The sequence below is a fragment of the Candidatus Sphingomonas colombiensis genome (assembly GCA_029202845.1).
In the GTDB taxonomy this organism is placed as follows: Bacteria; Pseudomonadota; Alphaproteobacteria; order Sphingomonadales; family Sphingomonadaceae; genus Sphingomonas; species Sphingomonas colombiensis.
Genome location: CP119315.1, coordinates 3669716 through 3685370, shown reverse-complemented (window position 1 = coordinate 3685370; position 15655 = coordinate 3669716). Strand labels below are relative to the sequence as shown.

12 protein-coding genes and 4 pseudogenes are annotated in these 15655 nt (G+C 59.6%); 9 read left to right on the top strand and 7 right to left on the bottom strand.

Features of this window, described 5'->3' with window-relative positions:
- The first annotated feature begins 79 nt into the window (after window positions 1-79).
- Window positions 80-532: a hypothetical protein gene (locus P0Y64_17985; GenBank protein ID WEK43189.1), complete on the top strand. Its 453-nt coding sequence runs from the start codon at window positions 80-82 to the stop codon at window positions 530-532.
- Between the two features lie 148 nt (window positions 533-680).
- Here the strand turns inward: P0Y64_17985 and istB are convergent, their stop codons facing one another.
- The 5 genes from istB to P0Y64_17960 form a co-directional block, all read right to left on the bottom strand.
- Window positions 681-1460 carry an IS21-like element helper ATPase IstB gene (istB, locus tag P0Y64_17980; protein ID WEK43188.1) on the bottom strand — a complete coding sequence of 260 codons (780 nt, stop codon included), beginning with the start codon at window positions 1458-1460 and terminating at the stop codon, window positions 681-683.
- A complete protein-coding gene (gene istA, locus P0Y64_17975; protein WEK43187.1) occupies window positions 1450-2976 on the bottom strand; it encodes an IS21 family transposase in 1527 nt (508 codons plus the stop codon). Before istA ends, istB begins: the two co-directional genes overlap by 11 nt.
- Window positions 2977-3245: 269 nt before the next feature.
- Window positions 3246-3635, bottom strand: a complete 390-nt coding sequence (locus P0Y64_17970) for a hypothetical protein (GenBank protein WEK43186.1) — start codon at window positions 3633-3635, stop codon at window positions 3246-3248.
- A gap of 361 nt (window positions 3636-3996) precedes the next feature.
- Complete coding sequence (locus P0Y64_17965; GenBank protein WEK43185.1) at window positions 3997-4359, bottom strand: nuclear transport factor 2 family protein; 363 nt, start codon at window positions 4357-4359, stop codon at window positions 3997-3999.
- 111 nt (window positions 4360-4470) lie between these two features.
- Complete coding sequence (locus P0Y64_17960; GenBank protein ID WEK43184.1) at window positions 4471-5052, bottom strand: dihydrofolate reductase family protein; 582 nt, start codon at window positions 5050-5052, stop codon at window positions 4471-4473.
- A gap of 583 nt (window positions 5053-5635) precedes the next feature.
- On the opposite strand from P0Y64_17960, the gene P0Y64_17955 reads away from it, so the two are divergent.
- From P0Y64_17955 to P0Y64_17930, 6 genes and pseudogenes are all read left to right on the top strand, one after another.
- On the top strand, window positions 5636-6160 hold the full coding sequence (locus P0Y64_17955; GenBank protein WEK43183.1) for a TetR/AcrR family transcriptional regulator: 525 nt from the start codon (window positions 5636-5638) through the stop codon (window positions 6158-6160).
- A 108-nt stretch (window positions 6161-6268) separates the two neighbouring features.
- The gene (locus P0Y64_17950; protein ID WEK43182.1) at window positions 6269-7264 is read left to right on the top strand and encodes a LytTR family DNA-binding domain-containing protein; all 996 of its coding nucleotides are present in this window, start codon (window positions 6269-6271) and stop codon (window positions 7262-7264) included.
- Window positions 7265-7367: 103 nt separating this feature from the next.
- Window positions 7368-8522: a M23 family metallopeptidase gene (locus tag P0Y64_17945; GenBank protein ID WEK43181.1), complete on the top strand. Its 1155-nt coding sequence runs from the start codon at window positions 7368-7370 to the stop codon at window positions 8520-8522.
- Between the two features lie 266 nt (window positions 8523-8788).
- Window positions 8789-8944: pseudogene (locus tag P0Y64_17940) on the top strand (IS30 family transposase).
- 4 nt (window positions 8945-8948) lie between these two features.
- Window positions 8949-9251: pseudogene (locus tag P0Y64_17935) on the top strand (integrase core domain-containing protein).
- Window positions 9248-9442: pseudogene (locus tag P0Y64_17930) on the top strand (transposase). Before P0Y64_17935 ends, P0Y64_17930 begins: the two co-directional pseudogenes overlap by 4 nt.
- A gap of 223 nt (window positions 9443-9665) precedes the next feature.
- On the opposite strand, the gene P0Y64_17925 reads toward P0Y64_17930, so the two are convergent.
- Together P0Y64_17925 and P0Y64_17920 are read right to left on the bottom strand one after the other, a co-directional pair.
- Window positions 9666-10816 (bottom strand): IS3 family transposase gene (locus P0Y64_17925; protein ID WEK43180.1). Its coding sequence is split into 2 segments (ribosomal slippage): window positions 9666-10538 and window positions 10541-10816, totalling 1149 coding nucleotides; the frame shifts between segments, so codons are not numbered across the junction.
- An 80-nt stretch (window positions 10817-10896) separates the two neighbouring features.
- Window positions 10897-11504, bottom strand: a pseudogene (locus P0Y64_17920) (DDE-type integrase/transposase/recombinase).
- 310 nt (window positions 11505-11814) lie between these two features.
- On the opposite strand from P0Y64_17920, the gene P0Y64_17915 reads away from it, so the two are divergent.
- The gene (locus tag P0Y64_17915; protein ID WEK43179.1) at window positions 11815-13122 is read left to right on the top strand and encodes a S41 family peptidase; all 1308 of its coding nucleotides are present in this window, start codon (window positions 11815-11817) and stop codon (window positions 13120-13122) included.
- A gap of 514 nt (window positions 13123-13636) precedes the next feature.
- Window positions 13637-15211, top strand: coding sequence for a glycoside hydrolase family 3 C-terminal domain-containing protein (locus tag P0Y64_17910; protein WEK43178.1), 1575 nt, complete (start codon window positions 13637-13639; stop codon window positions 15209-15211).
- Window positions 15212-15655: the final 444 nt, after the last annotated feature.

Sequence of the window (15655 nt, the reverse complement as noted above, 5' to 3'; positions counted from 1 at the left end):
GAACAGACGAGCGGCGCGTGATCGACTTTTTGTTGAGCCCGATTGAACGCCGCATGCGGGAGGCCGGAAGGGAACGGTAATGAAGCTTCGTCGACGCATGAATCTCCCGATTGCGAAATTAGCTATTGCTGTCGGAATAGGAGCCTTCGGAGCAGCCGAATCCACCGCAAAATTCATCTACAACAAGAACGAGATCTGCGGAACTTCAACAGTTGTCCAGGAAGATCCAAAAATCTGCGAAGCTATAGCGCCAAGCTGGCAGAGCGAAAGTGCGATGAACATAAAATCATGCACCGCCGTTCCACTAATGATAAAATCGGGTGTTAAGCGCGTTGTCGTATACGATCTTCAAATAATTGTAGACCTTAAAGACAATGGGGACAACATCGGGAATCTTGCTGACCCTCTCACCAACGCTGGTGTCGAAGATGTTGGAGCGGCTGTCGAAGGTTGCTTTTCGACCTATCAAGTCAGAGTCAAAGGAAGAAGAGTGACTATAGTTCGTGACTTCAGGAAGTCTGGCGGAGCGTGATATGACTCAGAATATAACCCAAAAGTCGACGATCCGCGCTGTCGATTTGGCAGCTCGCCTAGGTTGTAGATTTTCACTGAGAGTTGCCCCGGGATTTTCATCGAGATTTGACCCAGGTGGGGATATGTCCCGCGTTGCGGGGTTTGGGTCAAGCGGGTGATTTTTCCTTTCGAGATTTGGGAGCGGCAGAGCTGGCGCGGAAGCGGAAGCTGTCGTTTCCGGTTTCGATAATGTGGCAGTGGTGCGTGAGCCGGTCGAGCAGAGCGGTGGTCATCTTGGCATCGCCGAACACTTCGGCCCATTCGCTGAAGCTGAGGTTGGTGGTGATGACGACGCTGGTGCGCTCGTAGAGTTTGCTGAACAGATGAAACAGCAGCGCCCCGCCCGAAGGGCTGAAGGGTAGATAGCCCAGTTCATCGAGGATGATGAGGTCGAGGCGCAGCAGGCGCTCGGCGAGTTGCCCGGCCTTGTTCATGGCCTTTTCCTGCTCGAGCGCGTTGACGAGATCGACGGTCGCGAAGAAACGGACCTTCCTGCGATGATGCTCGACGGCCTGCACACCAAGCGCGGTGGCGATATGGCTTTTGCCGGTGCCGGGTCCGCCGATCAGGACGACGTTATCCGCGCCGTCTATGAACGCGCCGCCATGCAGGGTGCGGATCAGCGCTTCGTTGGCCTCGCTGGCGGCGAAGTCGAACGCGGCGAGATCCTTGTAGGCGGGGAACCGGGCGGCCTTGATCTGATAGGCGATCGAGCGCATCTCGCGCTCGGCCATCTCCGCCTTGAGCAACTGGGAGAGGATCGGCACGGCGGTAGCGAAGGCTGGAGCGCCCTGCTCGATCAGATCGCCGACCGCGTCTGCCATGCCATACATTTTGAGGGCCTTGAGCATGACGACGACGGCGGCGCTGGCAGGATCATGACGCATGGCGCAGGCCTCCGTCACGCAGGGCGTCATAGCGCCCGACATTGGCCAGGGGCTCCTGCGTCAGGCACAGGGCCTGAGGCGCATCGATCGGCGACGCCGGCGGGGCCTTGCCGTCGATCAGCCGGTGCAGGATATTGAGCACGTGGGTCTTGGAGGCGACGCCCGCCTCCAGCGCCAGTTCGACGGCGCAAAGCACGGCCTGTTCGTCGTGCTGCAGCACGAGCGCCAGGATCTCGGCCATCTCGCGATCGCCGCCGGGGCGCCGCAGAAGCTGGCTTTGAAGGTGCTGGAAGGCATCGGGCAACTGCATGAAGGGGGTGCCATTGCGCAGCGCCCCTGGCTTGCGCTGGATTACCGCCAGATAATGCCGCCAGTCATAGATGGTCCGTCCGCCGGTGTTGTGGGATCGATCGATGATCCGGGCATGTTCGCAAAGGATTTGCCCTTCGGCGGCTACGACGATGCGCTCGGGATATACCCTGAGACTGACTGGCCGATTGGCGAACGAGGCGGGCACGCTGTAGCGGTTGCGCTCAAAGTGCACGAGACAGATCGGCGATACCCGCTTGGTGTGTTCGACGAAGCCATCGAAGGGCCGGCCCAGCGGCATCAGGCTGCCGACCTCATCGGCGTGGACATCGGCGACGGTGCCGGGCAAGCCACCGTGCCGGATCTCGCGCCATTGCGCGATGCATTGCTCCTCGAGCCAGATATTGAGCGCGTGGATATCCGCAAAGCCGGGCATCCGTTGCCACAACCGGCGGCGGGCATCCTGCACGTTCTTCTCGACCTGGCCTTTCTCCCATCCCGAGGCCGGGTTGCAGAACTCGAGCTCGAACAGATAATGGCTGGCCATCGCCGCGAACCGGGCATTGATCTGCCGGACCTTGCCCTTGCCAATCTTGTCGACCGCAGTCCGCATATTGTCGAAGATCCCGCGTTGCGGCACGCCGCCCAGGACACGGAACGCGTGGCCCAGCGCGTCGAACAGCATCTCGTGGGTCTGGAGAGGGTAAGCGCGGACCGTGAAGGCTTTACTGTGCGACAACTTCGTGTGGGCCGCCTGCAGCTTCACCCGCTCGCCGCCGATCACCGCCCAGTCCTCGCTCCAGTCGAACTGGAAGGCCTCGCCTGGCCGGAACGCCAGCGGCACGAACGTCCCGCGCTCGCTGGTCTGGGCATCGCGCTGGCGCTCTGCCTTCCACCGGCGTGCAAAGGCGGCAACGCGACCATAGGAACCGTCATAGCCCAATGCGGCCAGATCGGCGTGCATCTGCTTCGCCGTGCGCTTCTGCTTGCGCGACTTGCCTGCCTCGATCCGCAACCAACCAGACAGCTTCTCCGCAAACGGGTCGAGCATGCTCGGTCGTTCCGGGACCTTGAATCGCGGCGTCACCGTATCTGCGCGCAGGTATTTGCGGATCGTGTTGCGCGACAGACCTGTGCGCCGTTCAATCTCTCGCAGCGGCATCTCTTCGCGCAAATGCCAGCGCCGTATCACACTCAACAGATCCATGTTGATCACTCCAATGACCCCAGACCATCAGCCAGGGGCGGGTTCAAACATGGGTCAAATCTCAGTGGAAATTTATGCCTCTCCCGGGGCAACTCTCAGTGAAAATCTACAGATATCGGGCTCCGCCTCGACCTTGAACTCGTGGCTGAACTTCCGTCGTTGCATTGTCACCCTCTGGTTCCAAAAACACCTTATCTTGGTGCCCACGAAACCGGCAGCAGTTCAGGATGGCGATCGGAGGATGAAGCGATATTGCTCGCCTTAATCGCTTAGATCTTCGTCTGCCGCTCTGGGCAATCAAGATTTGGCTTTACGTGAACAAGTTCACTTCGCGGAGTACCAATGAATATAGGCTGAGCTAGGCGAACCGTTCCATCGCAGAACTTTACCTTCACCCTATCGCCAATTTTGCAGACATCGAAACCATGCGGGTTTACACCTTCAAAAAACTTGGTTTCATTACCGTTGTAGCGGTAAGACACTTGATAGCTTTCATCTCCAAGCGCTCCACCCGGGCCACTTATGCTGGTCACGATTACGATATCGCGATCGTAGCGCAAGGTTTTAACCTCGCTTGGCGCAGAGTTGCATCCCACTACGAACATTGCGAGCAGAGGCGCAATGTGAATCGGATTCCAATTTTGACCCTCAACGATCATTGAATTCGTTGAATTATTCGTGCCGATCGGCGCCCAATGCCGAGGCCGATTCACACCGGATCACGTCCGCAAGGTAGGGCTCAAGCTCCGCTTATTTTGAAGCGACTATCGGTTGTGAATCAGCGCCGAAACGGAACCTCCTCGCATTCTGCGTCAAGCAACTATAACAGAACGAAATTGTTCATTTAAGGTAGGGTCTCGATCGGTACTATCTGGACCCACTCTAAACCATTGTTCGGTATTGAATCAGTAGCTTGGCCACTGGTGGGGTGGCCCCGTTTCAACACTGATCGACATTTTCTGGTTCAGATCTGATTCTGGGGCGGCCCGTGATATTGCGGGTGTGGCGAAATCCGATCTGTTATCCCTTCACATATCCCATGCCCTCAACGATCTTTCCGTCGCGGACGCGCATGATGTTGACGCCTCGAACCCGATCGGCCTCGTGCCCGCTCCAGCGGAGTTGCCAGCGCATGATGCCGCGATCTTCGCTGGCCCAGATCTCCTCCACCTTGAAGACAAGGTCGGCGTTAGATGCGATTCCCTTCCAGAACGAGAGGCAAGCCTCGCGGCCTTCATAGCGTGCTCCATCCGGAGCCGGCGCAGTATTTTCGAGAACGCAACCTTCGCCGATGAGATCATCAAGGTTTTCGGGGAGATGATTCTCAAATGCGTTATTAAAGCGTTCCATGATTTTTTGGGTAACGTTGCTTTCAGTAGACATTTTATTACCTCATTGAACGTTGGATCCGTTGTCACTTCAGGTCGAGTCAATTTTTTAAAAATAAATGAGATTTCTGAATTTCATATTGGCCAACAATATTACGTCGTTGAACTATCCGATTTTCAAAGGACCGGCGACATTGTAAGTACTGAGGACGATGCCAGACGGCATTGCTTTCGTGCTGACGAGCTCGAATGAACGGGCTGGGGTTCCCTTCGCAAAGAAGCGCTTTCCCGTGCCCAACAGGACTGGGTAGACGACCAGCAGGACTTCATCCGCAATCCCATATTCGAGAAGCATTGATGTCAGCGTGGAGCTGCCCCAGAGGATAAGGTCTGGGCCGTCTTGCGACTTAATGCGCCGAACGCCCTCGACGATGTCCGGTCCAAGGCTCTCGAACGGGCCCCATTCAAGACTTTCCGGACGGTGGGTGGCGACATATTTCGTTGCCGCGTTGATGCCGTCCGCCATCGGACTGCCCGACGCCTTTGCCCAGGAACCCGACCAAATGTCGTAGGTGCGGCGGCCAAGTAGCAGATCGAAGCTCTCGCCATGCGCGGCGAGGATTGCGGCCAGGCCCGCGGGGGTCCGATAGGGCGCAATCCAGTCGCTATAGGGGAAATCGCCGCCATCGGCGGAGTGTTGGATCACGCCGTCCAGCGAGATGTGTTCGATAATTTTGAGCTTTCTCATTTTTAGTCTCCGTGTTCTGGCAGTTAAGTTCCTATTCTGTTGGCATTGTGAGGAGCTTGCGCGCCTCGACCGAGCCACATGCAACGGTCATTCAGGCAAGGGCGCCGACTCGTCGGGTGTTTTGGCATAAGCCAGCGCTTCGGCGATCCGACCGTCGCGGACACGGATCAGGCTGCCCCCTCGCAATGAGCCACCGTCGCCGAAATGGAGGCGTCAGCGGATGTCGGCGCGATCGCCCATGACAACCGTGTCTTCCACCTCGAAGCGGTGGGCCCGGTCGGCGGCCATGGCCTGGCGGAACGCCATTTACGGCGTAGGCTTTGTATCGTACGCCGTTCGGCGCCGGCTGGATTGACTCCATGACGCAATTCGGTGCGATCAGGCGTTCGGAAATCGCCGGATCGTGTTCCTGGAACTCTTGGTTGAGTCGGCGAGTGACCTCCGTTGCCTCCTTCGGCTGCATGATATTCATCAGACAGAACGGTCTGTCTATTAATTGCAATGTACAGACCTGTCTGTTATGGTCAAGCGACGATGACGAAAAATTTCCTGCCGGCCTGAAATGAGTTCCGCCCGTCGTCGTTTGCTCGACACCGCGACCCGCCTTTTCTACGAAGGGGGTATCCACGCTGTCGGCATCGACCGCATCATCGCGGAAGCCGGCGTGGCCAAGGCGACCTTCTACAAACACTTTCCCTCGAAAGATGATCTCGTCGTCGCCTATCTCGAAGAGATAGATCGGCTCGGCCGCGCGGTAGTGGCGGCGCTTCCGAAGCAACCTCCTCGGAAAATGATCTCGGCTATCATGGAGCGTATTAGCGAAGCTGTGACCGCCGGAGGCTGGCGGGGATGTCCGTTCCTCAACGCGGCGGCCGAATATCCCGATCCTGCCAGCCCCGTGCGGCAGGCGATCAATGCGCGCCGCGTCTGGTATCACGACGTCCTCCAGAACCTTCTCGCACAGGAAGGCGATCCAACTCCTTCCGTTACCGCTTCTCTCTTCGTTGCGCTTTCGGATGGCCTGCTGGAAAGCGCCTATCTGGACGATGCCGAAAGCGTCCCCGCACTTGTCCGCGAGGCGGTGGCCAGATTGCTGGGTAGCCGATGAGCGCCGCACGTGCTCCGAACGGGCGAGGTCGCCCTGCAGTTGGGCCTCGTCGAAGCGAACGCGCGACGGTTTCAGTGCGCCTGCGACGAAGGCCATGGAAACAATGACATGGCCGCAGGCTTTGCTGCACGTTGGAAAGGGCAGATTGGTTGGTCATTCGCGATGCAAGCGCGTATCGAAAGATGTAAAGGCCTACCGGATATGCGCCCAATGCGAACGAGGATGATGCCTGGAAGTAGTGCATCTCCTGAAATCGGCGTCGAGCGGCAGATATTGGGGCGCGAAGCCATCGCCCTGGCCGGCGTCGCGACCGCAGCTTGGGCTACGGTCGCGGTGGTCTTCGCAGCGCAAGGCTATGCGATCAGCGTCTACCGGCAGGCGCCGCAACCATGGTGGCCCTCTTTGGGCTATTCGGCAGCGATCTTCTCGGTTTGGCTCGTGATGACGGTGCCGATTATCGCCATTGTCCGGCGGCTGGAACATTCGCGGCGGAACTGGCGACGTAAATCAGCCTTCTACATCTCGGGGCTGCCGATCGCTGCAATCGTGCATGTCGGCTTGTTCGCGCTGCTCTACTGGCCCGTCTACAACGACGGTGGTCGTATACCGAACCGGTGGGCGATGGGGGAGCGGATGTTCCTGTCGAACCTCGATACGAACACATTGTTTTACGCCATGCTTGTTGGCCTCACCGTGATGTGGACGGCAAGGATGCGCCGCGCCGCAATTGCTCCGGCACCGGGTCCGAACCGATCAGAGGGAAGTATTCGCGTAAGGACGAGAGGCCAAATTCGCGTGATCCGCCTCAATGACATCGAATGGATTGGCGCAGCCGGGAATTACGTCGAGATCCATGAGAGCGGCTCAATTCTTCTCGTGGAGGAATCGCTGTCCTCGATGATGGGGCGGCTGCCCCCAGGCTCGTATGCCCGCATCCATCGCGGTGTCATCGTGCCTGTCGCTGGGATCGTGCAGGTGAGCAGTCTTGGTCGCGGCGACGCGATGGTTAGGCTCGCCGGCGGGGAACAGCTTCGGCTCAGCCGTCGCTACCGGAAAAATCTCGAAGCGTGGTTCGAAGGGGCCCGCAATCGCGATCCCGGTTAGCAGGCAAGAAGTCCCGCTTGCGTGTTTGCGGTTTCCGTATCGCTACGGTGAGCCATAGCGGGAACTTCGCCGGCCGGGCCGAGCGCCATGCGGAGACCAATGAATGGAATTCACAAAGACCGCGGCTGTCGTTGCCGCCGTCATCCTTCTGAGCCTTGCCGTGGCACACGGACAGGCCGGCGCCGAAACGCCGGAAACCACCGCTCCCTTGCGGCAATCTTTCGACATTCACGTCCCGTTCGCGCCGGCGGTGCTCCATCTGGAGAACGGACGAAGCCTGACGTACGAGCTGCAATTGATGAACTTTTCGGCTCAGCCGCTGACGTTGGCAGGGCTCGAGGTGTTGGATGCGCAAACCGGTACCGTGTTGCTGAGCCTGTACGGCGATCTTCTGAACGGGGTGTTGGCGCGGCCCGGTCTGCCGGCCGGCGCCGATCCGCTTCGCGTGGGGCAGGGCGCGACGGCGCTCGCTTATCTCGCGGTCCCCTTGGGGGAGGGGGCGCCACCGAGAGAGGTTCGGCATCGCATCATATATGCGGCCGACGACGACCGGCTCCATCAAAGTACGACCGGTGGGGTCGCTACCGTCGATCGACGACCAATGCTGTCTCTAAGCCCGCCGCTTCGCGGCGGCCCATGGGCCGCGGTATACGACCCGGCACTGGAACGCGGTCATCGACGCGTCGTGTACGCCGTCGCGGGGCGCGCCGTCATTCCTGGCCGGTTCGCGATCGATTGGATGCACGCGCCGGCGCGTGCTGATGTTCGTGCCAGCCACGACGATGGAACGGGATTGGGGGAAGATGTGCTCGCGGTCGCCGATGGCGTCGTTGTCGGACTGTCGGATGGCGTGCCTGAGCCGTCTGCCAATTCGCTTAGGCCGCGCGTCAGCCTTGCAGAAGCAACTGGCAATCATGTCATTCTTGACCTGGGCGATGGTCGCTACGCATTTTACGAACATCTGATGCCCGGGCTTAAGGTGCGAGTAGGGGACAATGTTCGCCGCGGACAGGTGATTGGAGGGGTTGGATCCACCGGCTCCGCCAGCCGGCCCCATCTGCATTTCCACATTGCGGATAGCCTCTCGCCTCTAGGGGCGGAGGGGCTTCCTTATGTTCTTTCCGGATTTCAGTTGGTGGGGGCCTACGAATCTATCGGTGCATTTGATCAAGGCGAGCCGTGGCGCCGTCGCGAGAAAAACCGCCAGGTGATCGGGGCGACCTTTCCGGGCGCGAACGTGGTGGTGATGTTTCCCTAGACGAAAGCAGACGTGATCCACGTGAGTCCGGCGGGGGTGATGAACCAGCAGGTCCCGGAAATCGAACCGCGCCCGAACTGCTCCGGGCCCGGCGTTGCGCCAACTTCACTCGCCGTTGCAGCGCATGGGGCGGGACCAGGTTAGACTGAAGCGTTCGCCTTCCTCGTCATCGAAGAGGTTGGCATATATCGAAGCGTGAAGCTGGGCGCCGCGCTCATCATCGAATTGAGAAAAGGTGTGTTTTACCGAATTGTAGCCGCTGTCGCTCCGATCTCAGCCTGCACTCCGCTCGCGAACTGGATGCCGTTGCTCACGCCATGAACACGCGGCCGCGCAAGACGCTCGGGTGGAAGACACCCGCGGAAGTGCTCGACCAGTTCCTCGTCCAGCAATATGAAGCCGGTGTTGCGACGACCGGTTGAATCCGCCCAATATGTGTCCATCAAGTACACCAAGCGCCTCGCCGAAGCCGGGGTCGAGCCATCAGTCGGCAGCGTCGGCGATAGCTACGACAACGCTTTGGCCGAGACGATCAACGGCCTTTACAAGGCCGAGGTGATCCACCGGCGCGGGCCGTGGCGCAACTTTGAAGCTGTCGAATACGCCACGCTCGAATGGGTCGACTGGTTCAACCATCGTCGGCTGCTGGAGCCCATCGGCAACATCCCGCCTGCTGAAGCCGAAGATCTATATTATGCTGCCGCAAGCAACCTCGATATGGCAGCGTGACTCACAACCCAACGCCTCCGGCAGACCCGGCGCGGTTCAATGAGCAGATCGCGTTTGCGTTGAAGCAGGCAGAGACGGGCACTCCGGTGGCGGAGGCGATCCGCCGGATGGGCGTGTCGGAGCAGACCTTTTACCGATGGAAGAAGGTGTACGGCGGGCTCGGCGTTGGCGAGTTGCGGCAGGTGAATCAGTCATGGCGCTGCGCTGCGCCCGCAAGAGTTTTGGGGAAAGATGCAAGAGACAAAGCGGCCACCGCCACCTTCTTCCATTGAGGCAACAAGTCAATCCTGAAGGTCGCTTCGAGAGCAAGATAAGGCATCGGATTACTAATTAGGTGGCAGGATTTTGCCGGCCGACCTTGGATGCCATTGCACTCAATCTGGACTTGCCCCGCTTAAGTGGAGAGGCATTTGCTCAGCGTGACGCGGTTCGTTCGAACTGCGCGGGGCTGATGTAGTCGAGCGCGGAGTGGCGCCGGACCGGGTTGTAGAAGCCGTCGATATAGCGGGCAATGGCCTGCGCGGCTTGGTCACGGGTATAGAAGACGGTGCGCCAGACGAGCTCGGATTTGATCGTCTTGAAGAACGTCTCGACCATCGCGTTGTCGTAGCAATTTCCCTTTCCAGACATGGAGATACGGATGCCGTGGCGGCGCAGCTCGGTCTGGTAGTCCACGGAGCAGTATTGGCTGCCGCGGTCCGAATGATGAATGAGCCCTTCGGGCGGACGCCGCATAACGAGGGCCTTGCGCAGCGCGGCCAGCGCCAGATCGCGATGCAGGCGGTCGCCGACGGCCCAGCCGATCACGCGGCGGGAGAAGAGATCGATGACCACCGCCAGATAGAGCCATCCCTCCCGCGTCCAGACATACGAGATGTCCACGCCCCATTTCTGGTTGGGCGTCGTCGCCGTAAAATCCTGGTCGATGATGTTCGGCGCGATCGGCCAGCTGTGCTCGCTGTCGGTCGTCCGTTTGAACCGACGCTTCTGCCGACCGCGCAGGCCGTTCTCGCGCATCAGCCGCGCCGTGCGCCGTCGCCCGATGGCGAAGCCATCATCCTGCAACTCGCGCGTCATGCGCGGACTGCCATACGTGCCGTTCGACAGCGCGAATGCCGAGCGGACATGCGCCAGCATCACCATGTCATCACGTTGCCGCCGACTGGCCGGACGATCCTTCCAGGCGAAATAGCCGCTCTGGCTGACGCCGAGCACCTGGCAGAGGCGGTGTACGGGGAAATCCTTCTTCGCCTGATCGACGAGCGCAAACCTCATCGACTTCCCTCCCGGGCGAAAAAAGCGGTCGCCCGCTTCAGTATGTCGCGCTCCTGCCGAAGGATCTCATTCTCCCGGCGGAGCCGCTTCAACTCGGATGCCATATCTGCCTGCGGCGCCTGGTCGGGCATCTCCGTCAGCCAATCACGACGACGGCCGATCCACCGAACCAGCGTCGACAGGCCGACCCCCAAATCTTCCGCAACCTCACGCTGCGTGCGCCCGCTGGTCGCTACCAGCCGGACCGCCTCGTCCTCGAATTCCTTTGTAAACCGTCGTTGCTTCGTCATCGAGTTCGCCTTTCACCTCAGGAAAACTCTCCACTTTTTCGAAGCAAGTCCAAGAACGCTGTGTTCCGGTTGCGCGGCTGGTCGGCGAACTGAATGCCGTTGTCGGTCAGGATGGTGTGGATCTTATAGGGCACGGCTTTGGCAGGTACTCTAGGAACTCCCAGGCCGTTCGCTGATCGGCTTTCTCGACGAGTTGGGTGACGGCGAACTTACTGGTGCGGTCGATGGCGACGAACAGATAGAGTTTGCCTTCGGCAGTCTGCACCTCGGCGATGTCCATGTGAAAGAAGCCGATAGGGTAGCGCTTGAAGCGCTGTCGCCGGGGCTTGTCGCCCTCGACATCGGGCAAGCGTGAGATGCCGTGCCGCTGGAGGCAGCGATGCAGCGCTGATCGTGTCAGGTGCGGGATCGTCGGCTGCAGGGCGTACAGGCAATCGTCGAGCGGCAGCAGCGTGTGCCGCCGGAATGCGACGACCATTGCCTCCTCGGCTTCGGTCAGGGTCGTTGAATGAGGGGCCTTCGGCCCGGTCTTTAGATCATCGAGCGTCGTCCGCTTACGCCACTTCGCCACCGTCTTCGGGTTGATCCCCAGTTCTCGGCTCAACGTCGCGAGCGAAGCCTGCGATCGCTGTATTGCTGCTCGGACGGCGTGCGTGGTCGTGGCGCTCCCGTGACGTACCTGCCCCATAGTGCTTCCTTCCATTCCAGCGAAAGGATCGCACCATCAAACCATGGGATCAAACACCTAGCGTCTTCTGGCCCTTCACGGCGGCCAATGCCACCTTCGCCTTAAATGCCGGGCTGTGATTCCGGCGCGGTCGTTTGCTCATCTCTACTCCTGTCACGCGGCCATCCTGGCCGCCGGCAGGCGGAAAATACACTTGTCCCGCTGTGCAGTTTTGCCAAGCTATCTCTCCCGCAGGCGCGCCGGGACGTTCATCACTTGACGATGTGTGTTATTGTAGCAATACACACTCATCTGATCCTGGGGGAGAGCCATGCGTCTCGCTATCACGATATTGGCCGCGATGTCCGCACCAGTTTTCGCAGCACCGCTACCGTCGCCAAGACAAGCGGCGGCGGAAATAGCAGATGCGATCGAACAGAATTATTTCGATCCGAGCGCGGCTGGCCATATCGCAGATGACCTGCGGACGGAGGCTACGTCCGGCCGATACGATGGACAAAGTCCGGCTCAGCTGGCGACGACGATCTCCGACCGCCTCGTCCGCTTTGATCGACATTTCCACGTCTCCTGGCGCCCTTCAGCTACAACGTCAGGCGCAACCCAGCCTGCGTCTCGCTATGGCCCAGAGGATCAGGATCGCCGCAGCGGCTATGGCTTCCGTCAGGTATCCATCCTTTCGGGCAACATCGGGTATATGGCGCTCGACTCCTTCGCGCCGATCGATTTCGCGCAACCCGATTGGCCTGCTCGCGCCGCTGCCGACGCTGCGCTCCGGCTTGTCGATCATACCGATGGGGTAATCATTGACCTCAGGAACAATGGCGGCGGCGATCCCAGCATGGTCGGCTACCTAGCGAGCGCTTTCGTTGGGCCAGACCGAGACATCTACAATGTTTTCCGCGGGCGGCAGACGACGGCCAGCGAACGTCCTGCCACTTTCTATGCGACGCCACGTCTGACCGTGCCGCTTTACATCCTCATCAGCGGTCGGACCGGATCGGCAGCGGAATCCTTCGCCTATACACTGCAATCTGCGCACCGCGCGACGATCATCGGAGAGACGAGCGCCGGAGCGGCCAACCCTGGCGACACCGTGGATCTGCCCGGTGGGTATAGTCTCTTCGTATCGACGCTGACGCCGATTAATCCCATCACCCATGCCAATTGGGAGACGATCGGGGTCAAGCCGGATCACGCTGTCGCATCGGTCGATGCGCTCAGCACGGCGCATATCGTGGCGCTGGAAACGGCGGTTCCAAAGGTTCCAGTTGATGAGCGCATCGATGCCGAGCGCGCGCTCGAAGCCGCGAAGGCCGAGAACACCCCCCATTTCCCGGTCCACATTGCCAACTACGCTGGCGACTATGGCTCAATGAAGATTGTGCGAACCCCCGACGGACTGCATGCCATCCGCGACCATCGACCACCGGTGAAGCTTGGCTGGCTTGATGGCGATGTCTTCTTCCCGCTTACCCAGACTTCAACCCGCTACCGATTTGAAAAAGACCCGTCGGGCAGGATCGGCAAGCTGATCATATCCTTTGTCGATGGCACAACCAGCGAACTGGATCGCGCCGATCTTCACGTGGGGGGCGCAAAACGGGCCGGCAGCAATTAAGAACCCGGCCAGCGCCGGCGTATGACCGCATCTGGGGCGACTGCCGCCCGGCCGATTTGGTCCGGCGCCGATCGGCGCCGCGAACGACTTGAGATTGGGACTTTGCTGCCGTTCGCCTGGGGCGTGTCGAACGGCGGCTCTTTTCAGAAGCCGACGTTTAACGTTCGCTCGACCGGCATCTCGGAACGTCAGAAGCTGGGCCGTCAGAAGACAGGCAGGTTCCAGTTGACCGACCCCAGATAGCCGTCATTTCCGATAGCGACGGGGCGTGACGGCAACCGACCACAGCCGGTCGTTTGCATTACTGTCGATGAGCGCCCGGTCTTGCTGAAAGCGGTCGATCACGCTGTCCGAAGCTAATGGTCTGCGATGTTCCCCAACTCCGGTCTTACTTCTGAATAAGTCCACTTCCCAAAACCTGCCATTCCCGGAAAACTCTGCGCCTACGGACCAGATCGGGGATCTCAAACATTATGCATTCAACGATCAGGAGACCGGGCGGCATACCGGCAATGTGATCATCGACTATCGCGCGGCGCGAGAGAGTGACCTGCTTGCCTTCGAGATTGCGGTACGAGACGGCCAGCCCGGGATGGTGATGTGTTCGTACAACCTGTTCGCGGGCAACCATGTCTGTGAAAACGAAGAACTTCTCAATCAGACGTTGAAGAAAGAATGGGCGTTCAAGGGCTGGGTGATTTCCGATTGGGCTGCCACACATTCGACTGAAAAGGCAATTCTTGCGGGCCTGGATCAGGAGCAGCCTGGCTCGAGATATTTCGGAGCCAGCCTGGCGGAGGCCGTCAACGGCGGCCGGGTTCCCGTGAGCGCAGTCGATGCATCTGTCCGTCGTATTCTTAGGACGATGTTCGCTACCCGGGTCGTCGATAATCCGCCCGAGATGCAGGTCGTTGACGTGGCGGCGGGTCTCAAGGCCGCGCAGGACGTGGCCGAAAAAGGCATCGTGTTGCTGCGCAATCAGGATGGGATTCTTCCGCTTGCTTCAACGGTTCGCACTGTCGCCGTGATTGGTGGTCATGCCGATGTAGGCGTGTTGACCGGGGGTGGGTCAGGTCAGGTCGATCCGCCCGGCGGCAATGCGGTCAAGAACGAGCCGAGCGCGGTGCGCTTCACGACCGAGGGTATTTTCTTTCCCAAGATCTGGTGGCCTTCTTCGCCGCTCGCGGCGCTTCGCGCCGCCGCGCCCGGCACGCGCTTCATTTTCGATGATGGTAAGGATTCCGCCCGTGCCGCTGCCTTGGCCAGGTCAGCCGACATGGCGATCGTCTTTGCCTATGCGCCTTCGTCGGAAGAACATGATAACCCTATGCTTGGCCTACCTGAGGGGCAAGACGGGCTGATCGACACGGTCGCAACCGCCAATCCGCGATCAATTGTCGTTCTGGAAACCACCGGCCCGGTAACCATGCCCTGGCTGGATAAGACGGGCGCTGTCGTGGCCGCATGGTTTCCGGGGGCCAGAGGAGGAGAGGCCATCGCCGCTCTTCTAACCGGAAAGGCCAATTTCACGGCCAAGCTCCCGATTACCTTCCCCCGGAGCGAAGCGGATCTCCCCCATCCAAAGGTGCAGGGGGGCGATCTTCCGCTGGTGCCGATGAAAGACCCGTTCATTCCAGGATACAAAACTCAGCCGCCGTTCGATATTCGATATGATGAGGGCGTGCTCGTCGGTTACAAATGGTTCGAGGCGAACGGCAGGAAGCCGCTGTTCGCGTTCGGATACGGGCTTTCCTATACCACTTACACATATGCGAACCTCAAGGTCACGCCGGATGCCGCCACATTTTCGGTGACCAATACCGGATCGCGTGCTGGTATTGAAATCGCGCAGGTCTATGCATCTTTGCCTGCAAGAATCCGATTGGCGCCGCGACAGCTAGTCGGCTGGGCCAAGGTCGCCCTTGCACCGGGGGAAACCCGGACGATCACGGTTAGATTCGAGCCACTGACCATGTCTGCGTTCGACACCAGGCGACGAATCTGGACAAGGCCAAAGGGCGAATATCGCATTTCGGTCGGCGGAAGTTCTGACGACACGCCGCTCGTCGCGACGACGCAGGTAAGATAGATTTACGCATCGAGTGACTGTTGGCCGAACGATTCATGTATAGCTTAACTTTGAAACCGAATAAGATTGCCGAGCCGATGCCCGGCTAATTGGCACGTCAGGCGCCAGCGCGCGCCAGATCATTCAAATAGCGAGCGCCGGCTTGGTGGCGAAGGTCGCGGTTGCCGATAGGCAACTGAGGCGCAGGATGAAAGGCGCTGCAAGGCGCAGCGCCAAGCGGGACCGATTTTGCGATAAATGACACTCGCAAATCGCGCTAAATTAATGGAATAGAGAAATATTATGAGGCCCGCTTTGGACTGTGATCCACAGTTATAACCTCTGAGCCTAAGCTGCGAGCTTTAGGATTCGACATTCGATCAGGGTGGAAAACGCGCTCGGAGATGTCCGCAAGCATCGGGTGTTGCGGGTCCCCGCAACCACCGAACGCATAACAGCCCCCGC

Bases quoted from the DNA above. Each gene is read 5' to 3' on its own strand.
- P0Y64_17950 (WEK43182.1), top strand. From the start codon at position 6,269: ATGGCCGCAGGCTTTGCTGCACGTTGGAAAGGGCAGATTGGTTGGTCA.
- istB (WEK43188.1), bottom strand. From the start codon at position 1,460: ATGCGTCATGATCCTGCCAGCGCCGCCGTCGTCGTCATGCTCAAGGCC.
- P0Y64_17970 (WEK43186.1), bottom strand. From the start codon at position 3,635: ATGATCGTTGAGGGTCAAAATTGGAATCCGATTCACATTGCGCCTCTG.
- P0Y64_17960 (WEK43184.1), bottom strand. From the start codon at position 5,052: ATGAGAAAGCTCAAAATTATCGAACACATCTCGCTGGACGGCGTGATC.
- istA (WEK43187.1), bottom strand. From the start codon at position 2,976: ATGGATCTGTTGAGTGTGATACGGCGCTGGCATTTGCGCGAAGAGATG.
- P0Y64_17945 (WEK43181.1), top strand. From the start codon at position 7,368: ATGGAATTCACAAAGACCGCGGCTGTCGTTGCCGCCGTCATCCTTCTG.
- P0Y64_17915 (WEK43179.1), top strand. From the start codon at position 11,815: ATGCGTCTCGCTATCACGATATTGGCCGCGATGTCCGCACCAGTTTTC.
- P0Y64_17965 (WEK43185.1), bottom strand. From the start codon at position 4,359: ATGTCTACTGAAAGCAACGTTACCCAAAAAATCATGGAACGCTTTAAT.
- P0Y64_17985 (WEK43189.1), top strand. From the start codon at position 80: ATGAAGCTTCGTCGACGCATGAATCTCCCGATTGCGAAATTAGCTATT.